A 19,710-nucleotide genomic window follows, 5' to 3' on the forward strand; every position below is an offset into this window, starting at 1 on the left:
AGTAAAATTAAACTTGATTCACTTTCTTTAAGGCTTCATTAATCCGAGTCTGCCAGCCTGAACCAGTCGCCTTAAATTTTTTCACCAAACAGAGTCATCGGGGTCAGAGGTCGCCGGAGTCAGGTCTTGCAAAACAACAAAATTTTTCAAACAATTGAGGTCATAATGACTCATCCATTCTAATCATGGATAGCAAGTGGGCCAGCCCTAGCTGTCAATGTATAAGCTGCTACTGACTTTCTTTTGAGGACTTAGCCAAGCGCAAAAAATAAGCTACCTGCTCGACCCACTGCAACCGTTGCAATGGGGTTAAAGCCATAAAGGCCCGTAAGCGTTCTTCACTCACATGGTAAGTTCGGTCGGCTGGATTAAAAGGCCTGTTCATAGTGATTTTATTTTCTCTAAATGCTCAATGTCGCTCAGGTCTATCGGGCGACCAGCAGCACGTTTCATCGCGATCAAATCATCCACGCAAGCCACTGCTACTGAGACGTCACCCAAGTTAAATTGCACAGCGCGTGTATGCATCTCGTTAAAATCTAAAGGTGGGAACAACAGAATATCAATCGTCACGCCAGCCAGGGCTTGTGTGCGTAATGCAAATGCCAGCATGTTTTTTTCAGTGTGCCATTGACGCAATAACGCGAGATTGGTCAGGCTTTCCAGCGGCACAGGCGCAACGGGCGTCAACTGCAACGCTTTTGCACATTGCAACATGCCTTCAAGGTTTTCTGGCTGCATGGCGACTGTGATATCCACATCCATGGTTGCTCGCTCAACGCCATGTAAAGAAACAGCCAATCCGCCGATTAACAGGTAATCGACATCAAATTTTTTCAGCGCTGCAAACAGGTCTAAATAAAACATAGCTGCAGTTTAAAGCAGGTGACTGAAAAAAAGAATTGCTTTTAATTCCACGCGCTTTACCTCGTTATGGCTTGGGATTGTTTAATCAAGAACACGCAGTCTATTTGGCGAAGATTTCATGGAAAACCGTAGCCAATTGGATTAAACCAATTCAAAGATGGCTACTCTCAAATATAATCCTTACTTAACTCTAAAAACTCTCAGGTAAATCCATGCGAACCGAAAACGCTGTTGCACCAAAAACCATCTATCTTAAAGACTACACGCCCGCGCCATATCTGGCGAAGCAGGTGAATTTGAGTTTTAACCTGTTGCCGGGCAAAACCATCGTCACGTCTGAAGTGAAGTATGTGAAAAACCCGGCCGGGTTATCGAGCGACTTGGTGCTGGACGGTGAAGAGCAGACGATTGTTTCAGTGGCAAAAAATGGTGTGCCATTGAGCGACTATACGGTGGCCGATGGGCAGATGACGATTGCGAGTCCGGGGGATGAATTCACGCTCACCATCGTGAGCGAGATTAACCCCGAGGCCAATACGGCGCTGGAGGGGTTGTATCAATCACAAGGCACTTATTGCACACAGTGTGAGGCAGAAGGCTTTAGACGCATTACGTATTATCAGGACAGGCCGGATGTGTTGAGTGTGTTTACGGTGCGTATTGAGGCGGATGCCAAGGCGTATCCGGTGATGTTGTCGAATGGTAATTTGCAGGAAGAGGGCGGCTTGCCGGATGGCAGGCATTACCGTGTCTGGCATGACCCATTCCCCAAGCCTTGTTATTTGTTTGCGCTGGTGGCGGGCGACTTGGTGCGGGTGGCGGATACGTTTACCACTATGACGGGCCGCACCGTAGATTTGCATATTTACGTGCGTGCGGGCGACGAAGGGCAGTGCAGTCATGCCATGGAGTCACTGAAAAAATCCATGAAGTGGGACGAAGAGGTGTATGGCCGCGAGTATCAGCTCGACCTGTTTAATATTGTGGCGGTGAGCGACTTTAATATGGGCGCGATGGAAAACACCTCGCTCAATGTGTTTAACACCGCGTTGGTGCTGGCACATCAAGAGACCGCGACCGATAGCGATTTTATGAGCGTGGAAGGCGTGATTGGTCACGAATACTTCCACAACTGGACGGGTAACCGCGTGACTTGCCGCGACTGGTTTCAATTGTCCTTGAAAGAAGGGTTTACTGTGTTCCGCGACCAGGAGTTTAGTGCAGACTTGAACTCGCGCGCCGTGCAGCGGATTGACGATGTGAATGGCTTGCGCCGTTTGCAGTTTCCTGAAGATGGCAGCCCGCTGGCGCATTCGGTGCAGCCGGACCAGTTTATCGAGATCAGCAACTTTTACACCAAAACTATCTACGACAAAGGCGCTGAGCTGATTCGCATGCAGCATACCTTGCTTGGGCCACAGACTTTCCGCAAGGCCACCGATTTGTATTTTGACCGTTTTGACGGTCAGGCGGTGACCTGTGATGATTTTGTGCAGTGCATGGCTGACGCTTCTGGCCGTGACATGACGCAGTTTTTCAGGTGGTATAAACAGGCAGGCACGCCGACCTTGGTCGCCAGCAGCCATTACGATGCGGCCCAGCAGCGTTATACGCTAAGCTTTAAACAATCGCAGCCGGAGACGCCGGGTCAGACCGACAAGCAGCCCTTGCATATCCCGATTGCGGTGGGTTTACTGGCCGCGGACGGCAGTGAGATTGTGCCTACGCAAGTGCTGGAAATGACTGCCCGTGAGCAATCATTCACTTTCGATGGCATTGCCGCCAAACCAGTGCCTTCGATCCTGCGTGGCTTCTCAGCACCGGTCAAACTGGAAACCGATTTAAGTGACGATGACTTGCGCCTGTTGCAGGTGCATGACACCGATGGCTTTAACAAATGGGAGGCCGGGCAGACGCTGGCGCTGCGCACCATACAGCGTGTGATGGCAGATCCGCAGGCGGATATCAGCCAGTTTATTGTCGATGTGGGCACCTTGATTGCGCAAGGCTTGAGCGGACAGGGTGACAAAGCCTTGCTGGCGCGCGCCTTGAGTTTGCCCATGATAGGTGTGATTGGCCAATATCTGCCGGTGATAGACCCGGCAGCCATTGATGCGGCGCGTAGCAGCATACTTACCCAGATCAAGCGTGCGCATAAAGACGCTTTGGCTGCGCTGTATGAGGCCAACGCCAATCCGGGCGAGTTCATCATTACCCCGCAAGCCATGGGCCGCCGTGCTTTACAGGCCGCCGTGTTAGAGATTCTGACCACCACCAATGGCACTGGTTGTGCCGCACGCGCCAAAGCGCATTATGACGCAGCAGATAATATGACGGATCGGGTGACTGCATTGTCGTGCCTGTCTGACAGTACACAGCCGCAACGGGCCGAGGTGTTTGCAGACTTTTATACCCGCTTTGAAAAGTATCCGCTGGTGGTCGACAAGTGGTTCTCATTGCAAGCGATTGCCAACCGCGAGCAAATTTTTGATGACCTCGCCTTATTGCGCGCGCACCCCGATTTCAACATCAAAAATCCTAACCGCGTGCGTTCACTGTATAGCGCGTTTGCCATTAACAATCCGGTCAAGTTCCATGATCCTAGCGGCAAAGGGTATGCCTTTTTACGTGATGCAATTATCGAGCTCAATAGCATCAACCCGCAAATTGCCGCGCGCCTTGTGACGCCGTTGCGTGAGTGGAAGCGCTACACACCTGCCTTGCAGGCGCAGATGAAAGCGGCGCTACAAGCGGTGCTGGATACGCCTAATTTGTCGGGTGATGTGTTTGAAGTGGTGAGTAAGAGCTTGGATGGCTAATAAAAAAGCGGAGCTTAAACTCCGCTTTTTTTAATGGTCTGTTCGCACTATTTCCCCATGGCCTCGCCCAGGCGTATCGGTTTGCCTGGGTGCCAGCTGGCATTAAACTCCAGTACGTCTTTTTCAAATAACATCACCACGGTAGAACCCAACAGAAAACGACCCATTTCTTCGCCTTGTTTCAAGATGATGTGTTGGTTGCTGTAATCCCAATGGATGACTTTGCCCGGACGTGGCGGGTTGATAATGTGGTCTTTGGCATCGTGCCAAACGGTCGCCATGCTGCCGACAATCGTCGCACCGACCAAAACCAGCACAAACTTGCCATGCTGGGCGGATTCAAACGTACAGACTACGCGCTCGTTACGCGCAAACAGGCCGGGCACATTGGCGGCTGTGAGTGGATTCACTGAGAATAAATCGCCAGGCACATAGGTCATGCTCAGCAGTTTTCCAGCGCATGGCATATGGATGCGGTGATAATCTTTGGGGCTTAGATACAGGCAGGCAAAACGACCACTGTCAAAGTTTGCAGCTAAAGCAGCGTCGCCACCGACCAATGCCTGCGCTGTGTAATGATGGCCTTTAGCCTGAAAAATCTGGCCGTTTTCAACTTTGCCAAACTGGCTGATGGCGCCATCCACCGGGCATACAAAGGCATTATTTGCCAAGGGCCGGGCATCCGGTTTGAGTGGGCGCGTGAAGAACAGGTTAAACGTTTTGTAGCTGCTGATATCGCCGTTGAGTGCTTCTTCCATATTCACATGGTATTTGCGCACAAACCAGCCGATAAACGCCGTGGTCAGGCCACCCGCCTGCCAGTGCGCCAGTTTGCCGGCGGCGGCGGTGAGGAGTTGTTTGGGGGCAATGTATTGCAGCAGAATGGCGAGTTTCACTTCTTTCCCTTATTGAGTAGCGCTTGGTTGTTGCAAGCACTTGTTTTTATCATGTCTATATTCATGATTTTACAAATAAAAAAGCACAGGCGATACATCGGCCTGTGCTTTTTACCTATGGCCGGATTAATTTGTCATCAACCCAACCTTAGGTACTGATTCAAGGTCTAGAATTAGTTCTTAGACTGATCAACCAGTTTGTTTTTCGCAATCCAAGGCATCATGGCGCGCAGTTTGTTACCCACTTGCTCGATTGGGTGAGCAGCGTTCAAACGACGGCGGGCAGTCATTTCTGGGTAGTTAGTGCGGCCTTCCAGGATGAACTGTTTAGCGTAGTTACCATTCTGGATGTTTTTCAGGCATTGACGCATAGCTTCTTTGGACTGGCTGTTGATCACTTGTGGGCCTGTCACGTACTCACCATACTCCGCGTTGTTGGAGATGGAGTAGTTCATGTTGGCGATACCGCCTTCGTACATCAGGTCAACGATCAGTTTCAACTCGTGCAAGCACTCGAAGTAGGCCATTTCTGGCGCATAGCCAGCTTCAACAAGCGTTTCAAAACCGGCTTTCACCAGTTCAACCGCGCCACCACACAGTACGGCTTGTTCGCCGAACAGGTCAGTTTCTGTTTCTTCGCGGAAGTCAGTTTCAATCACGCCACCTTTGGTGCCGCCGTTGGCTGCTGCGTAAGATAAAGCGATTTCTTTGGCTTTGCCTGAGGTGTTTTGGTAAACCGCGATCAATGAAGGTACGCCGCCACCTTTGAGGTATTCGGAACGCACGGTGTGGCCTGGGCCTTTAGGGGCGATCATGATCACGTCCAGGTCTGCGCGTGGCACGATCTGGTTGTAGTGAATGTTGAAGCCGTGTGCGAATGCCAGTGCTGCGCCTTTTTTCAGGTTAGGCGCGATTTCGGCATTGAAGATTTCTGCCATGGTTTCGTCTGGCAGCAATACCATGACCACGTCAGCGTCTTTAACTGCTGCTGCGATCTCTAAAGTGGTGTGACCAGCGCCTTCGGCTTTGGCCCAGGAGCCGCCGCCTTTACGCAAACCAATGGTGACATTCACGCCGCTGTCGCGCAGGTTGGCTGCGTGTGCATGACCTTGAGAGCCGTAGCCCACAATCGTCACTTTTTTGCCTTTGATAATGCTTAAGTCGGCGTCCTTGTCGTAATAAACGTTCATCTCTGCTTTTGCCTTTCAATACAAATGCTTTGTCTGTAAAAAATAATTCCGGTTAAACCTTGAGGATGCGGTCGCCACGACCAATGCCGGAAGCACCCGTACGCACGGTTTCAAGAATCGCGCTGCGGTCTATGGCTTCAATAAACGCATCCAGTTTGCTGCAAGAGCCGGTAAGCTCAATGGTGTAGCTATTGTCGGCCACATCGATAATACGGCCGCGGAAAATGTCGCACATGCGCTTCATTTCGTCTTTATGGACGCCGGTGGCTTTGACCTTGACCAGCATCAGTTCGCGCTCAATGTGCTTGCCATCGTTGAGATCCAGCACTTTGACCACGTCAATCAACTTGTTGAGTTGCTTGATAATTTGTTCAATCACATCATCGGAGCCTGTGGTCACAATCGTCATGCGAGACAGGGTAGGGTCTTCGGTGACCGCCACCGTGAGTGATTCAATGTTGTAACCGCGTGCAGAAAACAGGCCGGCCACGCGTGACAGGGCGCCTGCTTCGTTTTCCATCAGCAGTGAAATAATGTGACGCATTATTCTTCCCCTTTCAGGCGGCTGGCCGTGCGTGGGCTCAATACCATTTCTGACAAGCCCTTGCCGTTTTCAACCATCGGGAAGACGTTTTCTGTTTGGTCGGTTAAAAAGTCCATAAATACAAATTTGTCTTTTCTATCAAACGCTTCTTTGAGGGCGCCTTCTACATCCGCCGGATCGGTGATGCGCATGCCAACGTGGCCATAAGACTCTGCCAGTTTGACGAAGTCAGGCAGGCTATCCATGTAGGATTCTGAGTAGCGGTTCTCGTAGAAGAACTCCTGCCACTGACGCACCATGCCCAAATAACGGTTATTCAACAGAATGACCTTGATCGGCAGGCCGTATTGCGCACAGGTGGACAGCTCCTGGATGTTCATCTGGATACTGCCTTCGCCGGTCACGCAGGCGACTTGTGCATTTTTGTCGGCAAACTGACAGCCCATGGCGTATGGCAAGCCCACGCCCATGGTGCCCAAGCCGCCGGAGTTGATCCAGCGACGTGGCTTGTCGAACTTGTAGTATTGCGCCGCCCACATCTGGTGCTGGCCCACGTCAGAAGTCACATAGGCTTCGCCTTTGGTGACCTCCCATAATTTCTGGATCACGTACTGTGGCTTGATCACGGTGTCTGAATAGGCGTAATCCATCGACTGGATGCCGCGCCATTCATTGATTTGTGACCACCAGTCGGCGGTGTCTGTGCTCTGGTTTTCTTCTTGCGCCAGAATCTCGTTCATGTCAGACAGCACGGATTGCACGTCGCCAACAATCGGCACGTCAACCTTGACGCGTTTGGAGATGCTGGACGGGTCGACATCAATATGAATGATGGTGCGTTTGTGGCTGCTAAAGTGCTTGGGATTGCCAATCACGCGGTCGTCAAAGCGCGCGCCAACCGCCAGTAACACGTCACAGTGCTGCATGGCCATATTGGCCTCATAAGACCCGTGCATGCCCAGCATGCCGACAAACTGTTTGTCAGTGGCAGGGTAGCCGCCCAACCCCATCAGGGTGTTGGTGACCGGGAAATTCAACGCTTTGGCCAACTTGACCAGCTCAGCCGCACCATTACCCAATACCAGGCCGCCGCCGGTGTAAATCATCGGACGTTTTGCACCCAGCAGCAGCTTGACCGCTTTTTTGATCTGGCCGCTATGGCCTTTCAAAATCGGGTTGTAAGAACGCATCTCTACCGTTTTTGGGTAGATAAAGTCAGCAACGTGCGCCGTGATATCTTTAGGGATATCCACGACCACTGGACCTGGACGGCCGGTTTTGGCGATAAAGAAAGCTTTCTTTATCGTAGGCGCAATATCCTTCACGTGCTTGACCAGGAAGTTGTGCTTTACACAGGGGCGGGTCACGCCGACCATGTCGACTTCCTGGAAGGCGTCCATGCCAATCGCTGGCACCGGGACCTGACCACTGATCACCACCAGTGGGATTGAATCCATATAGGCCGTGGCAATGCCGGTTACCGCATTGGTCGCACCTGGACCGCTGGTGACCAAGGCAACACCGACATCACCCGTTGCACGTGAATAGGCATCTGCCGCATGCACAGCCGCTTGCTCGTGACGCACCAGAATGTGCTTGAAGCCATTCTGTTTATATAAAGCATCATAGATATGCAAGACCGCACCACCTGGATAGCCAAAGACGAATTTGACTTTTTCTTCATTCAGGCAGGAGACAACAATGTCCGCACCTGTCATGGATTTGGCGTGGGTGTCTGTCGCAGAGTGGGCTGAGGCGTCCATAAAACCTTGATTTTTCGGCTAATAAATGTTGAACCCTATACATTAACTTGCTTTACTAATTTGGTCAAGATTTCGCGCTGACCGTACCCGACTTTCAGTGATGCCGGGTTCAATATTGCAATCCCTGCAATCAATAGTTGACTTTATAAATGAGAAACATTATCATTTGCATAACAGTTAACGAGAGGCATACACGCCATGCAAAGTTTACAAGGCGCATCACCCAGTCAGTTGTTCGATCCTGACTTGCCGACCGCAAGTGCGGTGCTGGTTTCGCTGAGTTGTGTGGCAACGCGCTATGCCATGAATCCTTCTGAGGATCTGGCCTTGTTGGGTTGCAGTCTGGCCCAGACCTTAAATGCGCCTGAGTATGCAGAGAGTGGTTTGATTACCTCGGCGGCCAGGCAATTGTTGCGTGAATGGCAGGAGTTGTTGCAAGCGCATCAAACCTTTGCCATGCAGCAGGCAGTGTCTGAATTTGTGACGCCGTCGGCCACCATGCAGTGATAGGCGCAAGGGCGCAGGCGCTCGTTGCATTAAGTAGAGTACATCGCATACAAAAAACAAAAGATTAAGAAAGGCAGTATTGAAATGGCAAGAACCACCGGACCTCGACTCAAGATTATGCGCGCCCTGGGCGTGGAGTTGCCAGGGTTGTCACGCAAGTCGATTGAAGATAGACCCAATCCGCCTGGCCAGCATGGTCAGCAGGCTTCGCGTCGTCGTCGCTCGGATTTTGCCGTGAAGTTGGTGGAGAAGCAGAAGATTCGTTTTAACTATGGTGTGAGCGAGAAGCAAATGCGCAAGCTGATGCTGGAAGCGCGTAAAGGTTCGGAGCCTACCGGTGACAAATTGATGTCTTTGCTTGAGCGCCGTCTGGATAACGTGGTGTTCAGGGCCGGTTTTGCGCCGACGGGCATTGCTGCGCGCCAGTTGGTCAATCACGGGCATGTGTTGTTAAACGGCAAGCCTGTCAATATTGCTTCCGTGCGTTTGAAAGTGGGCGATGTGGTCACGCTCAAAGAGAAAAGTCGCAAAATTCCGATGGTGGCCGAGTCGATGGCGACGCCCAGTCTGACCATCCCCGAGTGGTTATCTGTGGATACGACGACCGCCTCGGCAAAAATTGGTCACTTGCCATCCATTGAGGATGTGCCGTTCCCGATTGAAGTGCAGCAAGTGGTTGAATACTACGCTAACCGCGTTTAATTTCGCGTGCAGGTGCAAGCCTGCAGGCCAATGAATTTGAGTGGTGCTCCTAACCCCAACATGTCACTGCTCAAATAGGCGTGTTTTTAATGCGCCAAATTACCCCTGGTAAGGGTGTTCCTTGAAATCTGATGCCGCAGTGCGCAAGCATGTAAGTCGGCTTTTTTTTGGACTGGATTGTAGATGACGAATCGCTTGCAGCCTGAGTTGAATCAAGGGCAAAATGCCGCCAACGCGACTCAGACCGGCGTGCCTGTGGTGGATGCCAATGAATTGCTGGGGAAGCGCGGCGTGGTAGCCATTATGCATGGTCGTGATGAGTACCGACTCACCCGGACCAGGCAAAATAAATTGCTGCTGACCAAGTGTCAGGACAATATAGGGCATGGCGTCTCTTCATGATTAAGAGCGCGTTGGGTGTGGTGAAATATCAATGTGAAGCAGGCAACCAGCAGGTTGCCTTCAGCACTTTAATAAACAGTCTTTTTGTAGGAGATGGACGCTAATGGCGCAACGTGAGTCTTTGCGTGGGTTGTCGTTGAAGCCCACCCGGATGTCGGCTACCAGCCTGCCTGAGTTGAGTTTGCATAAGCGGCAGTTGGGCGAGCTGGCGGGGGTGTTCCGCTGGTCAGTACTGGCGACTGAGCAGTTGCTCATGCGTGACCGCCGCCAGGGTTGGCACGCAGTGGGCATGCTGCTGGTGGTCGCGCTGCATGCGCTGGTGATCGCCAGTTTTCTGCTGTTTGAAGAGGAACTCATTGAGTTGCCCAAGCCAGAGCCGATAACGGTATCGTTGATTACCTTGCCTGCAAAAAAAGAGGAGGCGCCTGCGCCAGAGGTGGTGCCCATCATCAAGCAGCAGCCGGTGGTGAAACCGGTGATCAAACCAAAGGAAACGCCAGTCAAGCCCATAGAGCGCCCGGCACCAGTGGTGGAACGGATCACGGAAACCACGCCAGATCAGCCCAAGTTTGAAGCCAGCACCCAGCCCGCCGCGCCGCCGCTGGAAGCGCCGCAAGCGGCTGCCCCTAGCAAGCCCGCACCTGCACCTGCTGCGCCACCCAAGCACGAGGTGGAAGAAAAAGAGGAGCCGCCAAAGTTTGGTGTGGCTTACCTGAACAACCCGGCGCCGGAATACCCGCGGTTGTCACAGCGCGCCGGTGAAGAGGGGCGCGTGTTGCTCAGGGTGCTGGTGTCGGCAGAAGGTCACCCGGAGTCGGTAGAGATTTTTAAAAGCAGTGGCTATGAGCGGCTGGACAAGGCGGCACTCAATGCCGTCAAGCAATGGCGGTTTGAGCCAGCCCGCAAAGGCGGCAAGGCGCTCAGTGCTTTCGTCAATGTGCCATTGTCTTTCTCACTCACACAAAATTAAATCAGTTTTTATTGAAAGGAACGTTTGATGCAATCAACTAGTGGTTTGGCATTTATTACCGAGGGTGGGGTTGTCTCGGTCATCGTGGCGCTGGTGCTGCTGACCATGTCGGTCATGAGCTGGTATTTTATTGTGGTCAAGGCTTGGCAAGTCTTCAAGCACAAGCGCGAAGTCACGGCTTATGTAAAGCAGTTCTGGCGCAAAGCGACTTTGCAAGAGGCCTTGCAGGATACGCAGATGCAATCACCAGCGTTCCGCCTGGCGCTGACTGCTGTGGAATCTACCCAGCACCATCAGCAACATGCCAGCCAGTCTCTGGGCGCGGCTTGCAGCCAGGATGAGTTTGTTGCACGCCAGTTGCGCCGTACCTTGTCGCAAGAGCAGGCAGGCATGGAGAGCGGGTTGTCTGTCCTTGCTTCTGTGGGCAGCGTGGCTCCATTTGTTGGTTTGTTCGGCACGGTGTGGGGGATTTACCACGCGCTGACCGCGATTGGCCAATCCGGCGTGGCGACCATCGACAAGGTGGCCGGCCCGGTTGGTGAGGCTTTGATTATGACGGCGATTGGTCTGGCGGTGGCGATCCCGGCTGTGTTGGCCTATAACGCCTTTATCAAGGCGAATCGCAGTGTCATGGCCGAGCTCGAGAATTTTGCGCAAGACTTGCATACCTTGCTGACCACGGGTGCGCCATTGATGATCAAGCAAGGTCAGAAACCTGCCAATGTGACTGAGCTGCACGCTAAAGTCGCAAGCAAAGGTGGCAACCTATGATGGGGCAAAATCCTTTTAGCGCGGGTGAACACACCCAGCCCATGAGTGAAATCAACACCACGCCACTGGTGGATGTGATGCTGGTCTTGCTGGTGATTTTTATCATTACTGCGCCCTTGCTGACGCATGCGGTCAAGATTGATTTGCCTCAGGCCACCTCGCAGCCACTGGAGGAAAAGCCGGAAGTGATTGACCTGGCGGTGGATGCAGACGGTAAGCTGTTCTGGAACGATAGCGAAATCCAGGCGCCAGAGTTGGCTGCCAAGTTGCAGGAAGAAGCAGGCAGGCAGCAACAGTCCGAGTTGCAGATTCGCGCCGATAAAAACACCCGCTATCAGGTGCTGGCCGAGGTGTTGGCCAAGGCGCAAACAGCGGGCATGAAAAAAATTGGCTTTGTCAGCCAGCCGCAACCTTGATTCAAATTCATCTGAGTTAACCATCGCATATGAAACAGCAAACCATCCGCCGCTGGGCATGGATCCATAAATGGAGCAGTCTGGTCTGTACAGCATTCATGTTGCTGTTATGCCTGACCGGCCTGCCCCTGATTTTTATGCATGAGCTGCATCATCTGCTGGGTGACCAGATTGAAACGCCTGTGATCAGCCATGCCGGGCCCAATGCCAGCATGGATAGCCTGATGGCGGCGGCCAAAGCCCGTTACCCCAAGCTGGTGCCGCAATATATGTACCGCGAAGACGACGAGCCATTGCAGTGGGTGGTCCGCTTGGGTACGACGCCGACTGACATCACGAATACCCACAACGTGGTACTCGATGCGCGTACGGCACAGGTGCTGGGTGAGCCCAAGGATGACGAAGGCTTTTTATATGTGATGTTCAAGCTGCATGTTGATTTATTCGCGGGCTTGCCTGGCATGTTGTTCCTGGGTTTGATGGGCTTTTTGCTGTTGATTGCCCTTATTTCCGGCGTGGTGCTGTACGCGCCTTTCATGCGCAAACTGCCGTTTGGCGAGATCCGTCACCAGCGTGGCGACAAGCTCAAGCGCCTTGATATCCATAACTTTCTGGGCATCGTCACGCTCTGCTGGTTGCTGGTGGTGGGGGCGACCGGCGTGATCAATGCCTGGTCGGATTTGCTGATTAAATACTGGCAATTTGACCAAATGGCGCAAATGGTCGCGCCCTATAAAAACCTGCCTCCACCGACAGCGTTTGCCTCACTGCAGCAGTCTTTGCAAGTGGCGCAGCGTGCCGAACCCGAGATGCAATTAGGCTTTATCGCCTTTCCAGGCACGCCTTATACCAGCCGGCATCATTATGGCATTTTCATGCGTGGCGATAGCCCGCTGACCAAGCGCCTGTTCAAGCCCGTGCTGGTCGATGCACAGACCGCACAGCTGACCGATAGTCGACCGCTGCCCTGGTATCTGGTGGGCTTGCTGGTGTCGCAGCCGTTGCATTTTGGCGATTATGGTGGCATGACTTTGAAGTGGATTTGGGCGGTGCTGGATGTATTGAGTATTGTGGTGTTGTGGACCGGGCTCAAGCTCTGGTGGAAAAAGCGCCACCAATATGTGCCGGATATTCAAACGCGCATCATACTGAGTGAGGCGAGCTGAGCATCCGGTTTGATGAATAGCGTTTTTTGTGAATATCGACACTGTTTGTGAATTTAAATCTCTGGGGTTTCAACGGCGATGTCTCAATAGGCGAATATGAATCATGGTTACACATCTGTTTATGCAAAATAAATCACTGTCACAAATCTTTTTATGGCCGCTGGTCATTGGCCTCATCACAGTGCTGGGCCTGGTCACCGCCTTGCTGGTAGATGATGCCCGCGAATTGTTGTCGGATGCAGCGGTGGCGCTGCCGATTGTGATCAGCCTTTATTACTATCTTTGCAAGCCGCGCTTGTCTGCCCGTTTTTTGCCCGGCCAGCCTGGGCGCGCCCGCAAGTAAGTCTTTTTTTGATTGCCCCGGCAAGCTGCCGGGCCGTCTTTAGTTTAGCCAGCCACCGAGTCGTCACTCCAGTAGCCAGCCAGTTTTTAAATTGGATGATTGGAGCATAGATGAAACTCACTTTTAACCCCCGCCTTTCCGCGAGCCTGCCTTCTTTTTCAGCGCGCTTATTGTTAAAAGCCGCGCCGCTGGCCGTGGTTGCCAGCACTTTATTGCTACAAGCCTCTGCGCAGGCCGCAGATCATTGTGAAGTCACGGTAGAAGCCACGGATGCCATGACCTATAACGTCAAGGAAATTGCTGTGCCCAAAGCCTGCGCCTCTTTTGCCATTCGCTTGAAGCATACCGGCACCATGGCTAAAAACATCATGGGCCATAACCTGATAATCAGCAAACAGGCAGATGAACAGGGCGTATTGCAGGATGGCATGAAGGCAGGCATCGCCAAGTCTTTTGTCAAACCGCAGGACAGTCGCGTGCTCGCCGCCACCCAGGTGATTGGCGGTGGTGAGAGTGCGGAGATCAGCCTGACGCCCAAGCAGCTGGATGCCTCCGCCAGTTATGTCTTCTTTTGCTCATTCCCCGGCCATGCCTCGATGATGAAAGGCACGCTCAAGCTGATCTAGTCCTTGCAGAACCTGCCTGCACCGGTGGGTTCAAATGGGCACAGGGCCCAGTTGCGGGTGATCACTTCGTTTCTTACTGGCAGTAAAAGCAAAGCGTTACCGCGGCTAAAACATGATGAGTGCGTTTGAGGAGAACACGATGCAAGACACACAAAAATTACAGGCCGTTGGCACTGAAGCCAATGCGTTCCACCGGCAGTTTCAATCCCTGCAGTTAGCGACCACCAGTGATCAGGGATGGCCTGAAGCCAGCTATGCCACTTTTGTCGAGCACGAGCAGCGGTTTTATATTTATGTGAGTGAGTTGGCCGCCCATTGCGCCAATTTGCAACATCACGGTCGTTGCTCGGTGATGTTTATCGAAAGCGAGCAGGCGGCCAGCCATCCATTTGCCAGAAAGCGTCTTGTGCTGCAATGCCAGGCGCAAGAAGTGCCTAGGGATGAAGCTACGTTTGTATTGGTGATGGATCAGTTTCATGCCAAATTTGGCAAATTTATGGAAGTGATCGCCAAACTGACGGACTTTCACCTGTATGCCTTAACACCGTTAGAGGGCAGCTATGTGGCTGGTTTTGCCAAAGCCTATCGCCTGACCGGCCAGGATTTATCTGAGGTGGCGCACCGTAACGAACAAGGCCATCGTGCGCCAGATAGCGCCAGTCAGGCGGATCTGGATGCGTTGGTTTGATGGCATGGATAAGCAGAAAACACGTATTCATGCCATGAACGCTTCAGTGGCGGCCAGACGGCAATTTTTACAGCAAGCGGGTGCATTGGGAATCACAGCCCTATTGCCCCAGTCTTTGGTGTGGGCCGCAGACACCGGGCCCGCGAGCCAGCGCATCGTCAGTATCGGCGGTGCTCTGACAGAAATGATATATGCACTCGGTGCCAGCCAGACCTTGGTCGGTGTAGATACCACTTCGCTTTTTCCGGCGGCTGCCACCAGGTTACCCAGTGTTGGCTATGCACGCACCTTGTCCAGCGAAGGGATTCTGGCATTGGCGCCGACGCTGGTGGTCGCCACTGAGGATGCCGGGCCCCCGGCCGTACTAAGGCAAGTTCAGGCTGCAGGTGTGCCGCTAAGTATTCTGGCGGCGCATGACCGCTTTGAAGGCGTGGTAGATCGCATGCAACAGCTTGGGCGTTTGCTTGATCGTACGCCAGCGGCGACGCAGTACGTAGACAAACTCAAAGCCGACTGGCAACGTGTGCGTGCGCCGATTCTGGCACGTAAAGGGCAGGGCTCACGTGTGCTGTTTGTGTTGTCACACGCCCCCGGCCAGGTCATGGTGGGAGGGCAGGGGAGCAGTGCCGAGGCCATGTTGCATTATGTGGGCGCACGCAATGCGGTACAGGGGTTTCAGGGCTTTAAACCGTTGACCCCCGAGGCCGTGATTGCGGCACAGCCAGAGATCGTTTTGTTCACAGAGCAAGGGCTGGCGGTGGTGGGTGGAGTCGAAGGCGCACTGCGGCTGCCTGGCCTGGCGCAGACGCCTGCCGGGGAGCATCGCCGGATTGTGGCGCTGGAAGCCATGTTCATGCTAGGTTTTGGTCCACGATTGCCGCAGGCCGTCGCCGCACTTGATCAATTGCTCGGCAAGGCCATGACCCTATGATTAGCGCAACCGGCTGGCCGGTCTTCTGCGAGCGCCTAACCACCCGTTTTGCAACATATCCTTCCTGGGGTTTGGGTCTTGTCTTGCTCATCCTGCTCGCATTGTCGGCCTGGGCGGGGGCCGTCCCCGTGACGTTGGCTGACTGGCGCATCGGCTGGTTGAATGACTCCGCTCATCCGCTCACAGGCGGTGCTTATGTGCTGTGGAATCTGCGATTGCCGCGCATTCTGTTTGCGGCACTGGTTGGGGCTGCCTTGGGATTGTCGGGCGCGCTCACGCAAGGCCTGTTTCGTAACCCGCTGGCCGACCCGGGGTTGCTGGGGGTGAGTAGTGGTGCCGCCTGCGCGGCGGCGTTAACGATTGTGCTGCTGGCTGGCTCGGGAATAGAGATTCCCATCACTTTACGCTATTGGCTGTTACCACTGATGGCTTTTGTCGGTGCGGTAAGTGTCTGCTTTTTGCTGGATGGCGTGGCGCGCTGGCTCACGGCTGATTCGATTGCCGGATTGCTATTGACTGGGATTGCACTCAATGCGCTGGCTACCGCCGTCATAGGCTTATGCACCTATCTGGCGACGGATGAACAGCTGCGTAGCCTCACATTCTGGACGTTAGGGTCGCTGGCGAGTGCCAGTTGGCGGCTGGTGGTGGTGTTGTCACTGTTGTTGATCGCCGCGTTGGCCTATATGCAACGGCTGGTGAATGCCATGAATGCACTGGCGCTCGGCGAGGCGGCCGCCGCGCATGTCGGCATTCACGTGCGTCAATTACGCCGCCGTGTCATTGTGCTGGTGGCGCTATTAAGCGGATTTGCCGTCGCCTGGTGCGGCATGATCGGTTTTATCGGCTTGGTCGCCCCACATATTGTGCGTTTATTGATCGGGCCTGATCAGCGTCGTCTATCTCCCCTTGCCATGCTGGTTGGCGCCATCCTGTTGCTATTGGCTGATACCGCGGCCCGTACGCTGGCGATTCCCGCAGAAATTCCAGTTGGGATTTTTACGGCATTGCTGGGTGCGCCGTTCTTCTTGCTATTGCTCGGGAGCTTCAGAAAAGGCGGTCATCTATGAGCTATCGCACTGCACATTTGCTCGAGCTGCAAGCCGTGACGCTCAAATTAGGCGGCCATGTTTTTGGTCCGTTTTCGATGACCGTGCAGCCAGGTGAACGGATTGCGGTGCTCGGACCCAGTGGCGCCGGTAAATCCACCTTGCTCAAGTTGCTCGCGCGCGAGTATTTGCCCAGCAGTGGCCAAGTCACGCTGCGTGAGCGCTGTTTGACAACGTGGTCACTGGTCGACTTAAGCCGCCAACGCGCCATCTTGCCACAGTCGCATGAGGTCGCCTTTGGGTTGCCCGTTGAACTGGTGATTGGTCTTGGCCGGGTCGCCAGAATGGTCGATCCTGATTTAAATGTGATAGTGCGTCAGGCGGCAGAACTGGCGTGTGCCCGGCACTTGCTGCCGCGCCGGTTCGATACCCTGTCCGGTGGCGAAAAGGCGCGCGTCCATCTCGCCAGAGTCTTTGCGCAATTGTGGGATATCGAGCAAGGCCTGTTGCTGGTGGATGAGCCGATGGCGGCGCTCGACCCGGGCTTGCAGTGGCAACTGATGGCCGCCATGGATCAGTTTGCCCGCCAGCGTGGGCATGCGATTTTCGCCATCTTGCATGATATCAATCAGGCCTTGCAGGGATTCGACCGGCTCGTGCTGATTAAAGATGGGCGTCTCATGGGTGATTATCCGCGCAGGCAAATTGCCCTGTCGACGTTGGCTGCTTTGTACGATGTCCATTTGGTCAGTGCGGTCACTGAGCAAGGGCAAATGCTGGTTGCTCCCGAGGCGGCCCTAGTCACTTCTGTTGATTTTATGAATGATAATTGTTATCATTCAATGTATTAATGCAAGCCAACGAGTCCTTTATCTCCTGTAGCCAGCGATTGTTTACTGGAGTTTTTGTATGTACTCGTTTCGTATCCCTGCAATCCCGCTCGTATTTGTGATTGCTCTCCCAGCAATAGCTTCCAGTGAGGAAGTAGCACCCAAAGTTGAAACCGATACCTTATCTGAGGTGTCTGTGAGCGCGAAAAAAAGTAGTAAAAGAGATAAATTCATTACCCAAGACCGTGCGACTTCAGTGGGTAAAAGCCCCGTTTCAGTGCAAGATATGCCTCAGTCCGTCACTGTTGTGGATGTCGAGCAGGCACGAGAAATGGGGGCTTTGAATATTCAGGATGCTCTGACTTACAGTGCTGGCGTCTATGCTGGTAACTTTGGATTTGATACCAGAATAGACTCTGCCTCAGTTCGCGGCTTAACCCCATCTATGTTCCAAGATGGTTTGCGTAATTTGTATGGCTCCTACAATAACACCAGAACGGATATCTATATGCTTGAACGCATAGAAGTCTTGAAGGGGCCTTCTTCATCTGTGTTCGGGCAGTCAGATTTGGGTGGGATTGTGAATAGCGTTTCCAAACGCCCCAAAAAAGTAGCCGCACGTGAAGTGAATCTGCAATATGGTATGTATGACCGTAAGCAACTGGGTATCGACTTTACAGGTCCTCTGAGTGAGGATGGCGAATGGCTTTATCGACTGGTGGCTTTAAAGCGAGACAGTGGTACACAGGTTGATTATGTGAAAGATGATGCCGTGGTGTTTATGCCCTCGGTGACTTGGCAGCCAAGTGATAAAACCAGTATCACTATGCAGTATGTGCATCAGGAAACTGATAGTACGGTTTCAGCACAGTTTTTGCCTTCTCGAGGAACGATCCTTCCAGGACCATTAGGTCGAATATCCAGCCGGACCTTTGTCGGGGAGCCTGGCTGGGATCGCTACGACACCAAAAAAGACGAAGTGTCATTGTTCGTAGATCAGGCGATTACTGACCAAATTAAACTTGTGGCAAATTTGAGAAAAGTTAACTCAGATACGATCACACGGGAACACTGGACTCGAGTTGGAGCTAACCCTGATAGCACAGGCAATATACAGCGTACCATTCACGCTGCTGACCGCAGTACCAATGTATTTTCAAGCGATACACGCTTGCAGGGCAATTTTGCGTTAGGACCGACCAAGCATTTGGTGTCTTTAGGAATGGATTACCAAGATGCATTATGGACAGAGCGTAATTACACCTCTACAACCTCTGCATTTGGCATCAATGTTTATAACCCGGTATATGGCAATGTCGATTATGGTGCATTAGTCGGCGCTGAACGGGACAATAACAAAATCGTGCAGACGGGCTTTTACTTGACCGAACATATGGAATGGGGCCCCTGGGTTGTTTCTGGAGCTCTGCGTCGAGATCATGCGACAAATACCTTGCTCAAGGTTGGTGCTACGCCAGATGTTGATGCGCGTAATTCAGTAACCACGGGACGCTTGGGTCTGATGTATCGGTTCGAGAGTGGAGTCTCACCTTATGTTAACTACTCTGAAGCATTTGTGCCGAATTTGGGTACTGATGGGAATAATGGTGTGCTAAAACCTACTGAAGGAGAACAACGCGAAGCTGGGATGAAATATTACTCTCCAGATGGCAACACATCAGCAGCGTTTGCTTGGTTTGAGATTGAGCAACTCAATAGAGTTATTCAAGGGAACACCCCGGGTGGTTTGCAACAAACCGGTGCATTAACCAGAGGTTGGGAGGTCGAGGCCAAGCATCGAATGGGTGATTGGGAGCTGCTTGGCAACTACAGTCGCATGAATGCGTTTAACGACACCACCAAAATTAGGTTGCCATATGTCGCAGAAAAATTGGGTTCAGCCTGGGCACAATACAAAATCAACTCAAATTGGCGCGCTGGGGTGGGGGTGCGTTATTTAGGTGACAACGTCGGGTTTGGTGGTTTGCCCACAGTGCCATCAGTTACCTTGTTCGATGCCATGGTTGGATTTAACTATGGGAAATGGGACTTGCGCGCCACGATTAGAAATATCGCTGATAAGGAGTTTATTTCCTGGTGTCGCGGCAATGGTCAAGATTGTGGATATGGCGAACGCCAGAATGCTGTCCTCTCTGCAAACTATACCTTTTAACACCAACTTTTATATATACAACCAAGCACCGCTTACGTGCTTGGTTTTTAACTTTTT

Annotated in this window: 21 protein-coding genes; 15 read left to right on the forward strand and 6 right to left on the reverse strand. The window is 52.7% G+C overall.

All coding sequences use genetic code 11. The features are described 5' to 3' along the window. Window positions 1-7: 7 nt before the first annotated feature. Window positions 8-85, reverse strand: coding sequence for a BrnA antitoxin family protein (locus tag INP77_RS15085; RefSeq protein ID WP_368667943.1), 78 nt, complete (start codon window positions 83-85; stop codon window positions 8-10). 296 nt (window positions 86-381) lie between these two features. Further along, complete coding sequence (locus tag INP77_RS11675) at window positions 382-867, reverse strand: DUF6036 family nucleotidyltransferase (protein WP_194749232.1); 486 nt, start codon at window positions 865-867, stop codon at window positions 382-384. Window positions 868-1,079: 212 nt separating this feature from the next. Here INP77_RS11675 and pepN point away from each other — a divergent pair, with 212 nt between their 5' ends. After that, on the forward strand, window positions 1,080-3,686 hold the full coding sequence (gene pepN, locus INP77_RS11680; RefSeq protein WP_194749233.1) for an aminopeptidase N: 2,607 nt from the start codon (window positions 1,080-1,082) through the stop codon (window positions 3,684-3,686). A gap of 47 nt (window positions 3,687-3,733) precedes the next feature. Here pepN and asd read toward each other — a convergent pair whose 3' ends face one another. From asd to ilvB, 4 genes are all read right to left on the reverse strand, one after another. Further along, a complete protein-coding gene (gene asd / locus INP77_RS11685; RefSeq protein WP_194749234.1) occupies window positions 3,734-4,582 on the reverse strand; it encodes an archaetidylserine decarboxylase in 849 nt (282 codons plus the stop codon). A 173-nt stretch (window positions 4,583-4,755) separates the two neighbouring features. Continuing rightward, window positions 4,756-5,772: a ketol-acid reductoisomerase gene (ilvC, locus tag INP77_RS11690; protein ID WP_194749235.1), complete on the reverse strand. Its 1,017-nt coding sequence runs from the start codon at window positions 5,770-5,772 to the stop codon at window positions 4,756-4,758. Between the two features lie 52 nt (window positions 5,773-5,824). Next, window positions 5,825-6,316 carry an acetolactate synthase small subunit gene (gene ilvN / locus INP77_RS11695; RefSeq protein ID WP_018987330.1) on the reverse strand — a complete coding sequence of 164 codons (492 nt, stop codon included), beginning with the start codon at window positions 6,314-6,316 and terminating at the stop codon, window positions 5,825-5,827. Further along, window positions 6,316-8,079 (reverse strand): biosynthetic-type acetolactate synthase large subunit, encoded by a 1,764-nt coding sequence (gene ilvB / locus INP77_RS11700; RefSeq protein ID WP_194749236.1) that lies wholly within the window; start codon window positions 8,077-8,079, stop codon window positions 6,316-6,318. The genes ilvN and ilvB overlap by 1 nt, the downstream gene beginning before the upstream one ends. Before the next feature lie 198 nt (window positions 8,080-8,277). Between ilvB and INP77_RS11705 the strand changes: the two genes are divergently transcribed. The 14 genes from INP77_RS11705 to INP77_RS11770 all read left to right on the forward strand — a co-directional run bounded on the left by INP77_RS11705 (window position 8,278) and on the right by INP77_RS11770 (window position 19,653). Beyond that, entirely contained in the window at window positions 8,278-8,586 is a 309-nt protein-coding gene (locus INP77_RS11705; protein WP_194749237.1) for a hypothetical protein, read from the forward strand. 84 nt (window positions 8,587-8,670) lie between these two features. Beyond that, window positions 8,671-9,288, forward strand: a complete 618-nt coding sequence (rpsD, locus tag INP77_RS11710) for a 30S ribosomal protein S4 (RefSeq protein ID WP_194749238.1) — start codon at window positions 8,671-8,673, stop codon at window positions 9,286-9,288. A 183-nt stretch (window positions 9,289-9,471) separates the two neighbouring features. Further along, window positions 9,472-9,690 carry a hemin uptake protein HemP gene (gene hemP / locus INP77_RS11715; RefSeq protein ID WP_194749239.1) on the forward strand — a complete coding sequence of 73 codons (219 nt, stop codon included), beginning with the start codon at window positions 9,472-9,474 and terminating at the stop codon, window positions 9,688-9,690. A gap of 103 nt (window positions 9,691-9,793) precedes the next feature. Continuing rightward, window positions 9,794-10,660, forward strand: a complete 867-nt coding sequence (locus INP77_RS11720) for an energy transducer TonB (RefSeq protein ID WP_194749240.1) — start codon at window positions 9,794-9,796, stop codon at window positions 10,658-10,660. A gap of 27 nt (window positions 10,661-10,687) precedes the next feature. Continuing rightward, window positions 10,688-11,431 carry a MotA/TolQ/ExbB proton channel family protein gene (locus INP77_RS11725; RefSeq protein WP_194749241.1) on the forward strand — a complete coding sequence of 248 codons (744 nt, stop codon included), beginning with the start codon at window positions 10,688-10,690 and terminating at the stop codon, window positions 11,429-11,431. Continuing rightward, window positions 11,431-11,847, forward strand: coding sequence for a biopolymer transporter ExbD (locus INP77_RS11730; protein ID WP_194749408.1), 417 nt, complete (start codon window positions 11,431-11,433; stop codon window positions 11,845-11,847). Before INP77_RS11725 ends, INP77_RS11730 begins: the two co-directional genes overlap by 1 nt. 29 nt (window positions 11,848-11,876) lie before the next feature. Beyond that, window positions 11,877-13,013, forward strand: a complete 1,137-nt coding sequence (locus tag INP77_RS11735) for a PepSY domain-containing protein (RefSeq protein ID WP_194749242.1) — start codon at window positions 11,877-11,879, stop codon at window positions 13,011-13,013. A 103-nt stretch (window positions 13,014-13,116) separates the two neighbouring features. Further along, window positions 13,117-13,356, forward strand: a complete 240-nt coding sequence (locus INP77_RS11740; protein ID WP_194749243.1) for a hypothetical protein — start codon at window positions 13,117-13,119, stop codon at window positions 13,354-13,356. Window positions 13,357-13,466: 110 nt separating this feature from the next. Continuing rightward, complete coding sequence (gene azu / locus INP77_RS11745; protein ID WP_194749244.1) at window positions 13,467-13,982, forward strand: azurin; 516 nt, start codon at window positions 13,467-13,469, stop codon at window positions 13,980-13,982. A 139-nt stretch (window positions 13,983-14,121) separates the two neighbouring features. Continuing rightward, on the forward strand, window positions 14,122-14,670 hold the full coding sequence (locus INP77_RS11750) for a HugZ family protein (protein ID WP_194749245.1): 549 nt from the start codon (window positions 14,122-14,124) through the stop codon (window positions 14,668-14,670). Further along, a complete protein-coding gene (locus tag INP77_RS11755; RefSeq protein WP_228518905.1) occupies window positions 14,657-15,601 on the forward strand; it encodes a hemin ABC transporter substrate-binding protein in 945 nt (314 codons plus the stop codon). Before INP77_RS11750 ends, INP77_RS11755 begins: the two co-directional genes overlap by 14 nt. Further along, window positions 15,598-16,671: an iron ABC transporter permease gene (locus tag INP77_RS11760; protein ID WP_194749246.1), complete on the forward strand. Its 1,074-nt coding sequence runs from the start codon at window positions 15,598-15,600 to the stop codon at window positions 16,669-16,671. The genes INP77_RS11755 and INP77_RS11760 overlap by 4 nt, the downstream gene beginning before the upstream one ends. Next, window positions 16,668-17,501 (forward strand): ATP-binding cassette domain-containing protein, encoded by an 834-nt coding sequence (locus INP77_RS11765; protein WP_194749247.1) that lies wholly within the window; start codon window positions 16,668-16,670, stop codon window positions 17,499-17,501. The genes INP77_RS11760 and INP77_RS11765 overlap by 4 nt, the downstream gene beginning before the upstream one ends. Window positions 17,502-17,559: 58 nt before the next feature. Further along, entirely contained in the window at window positions 17,560-19,653 is a 2,094-nt protein-coding gene (locus INP77_RS11770) for a TonB-dependent siderophore receptor (protein WP_194749248.1), read from the forward strand. Window positions 19,654-19,710 lie beyond the last annotated feature (57 nt).

It is taken from the genome of Methylophilus sp. 13, assembly GCF_015354335.1.
Taxonomy (GTDB): domain Bacteria; phylum Pseudomonadota; class Gammaproteobacteria; order Burkholderiales; family Methylophilaceae; genus Methylophilus; species Methylophilus glucosoxydans.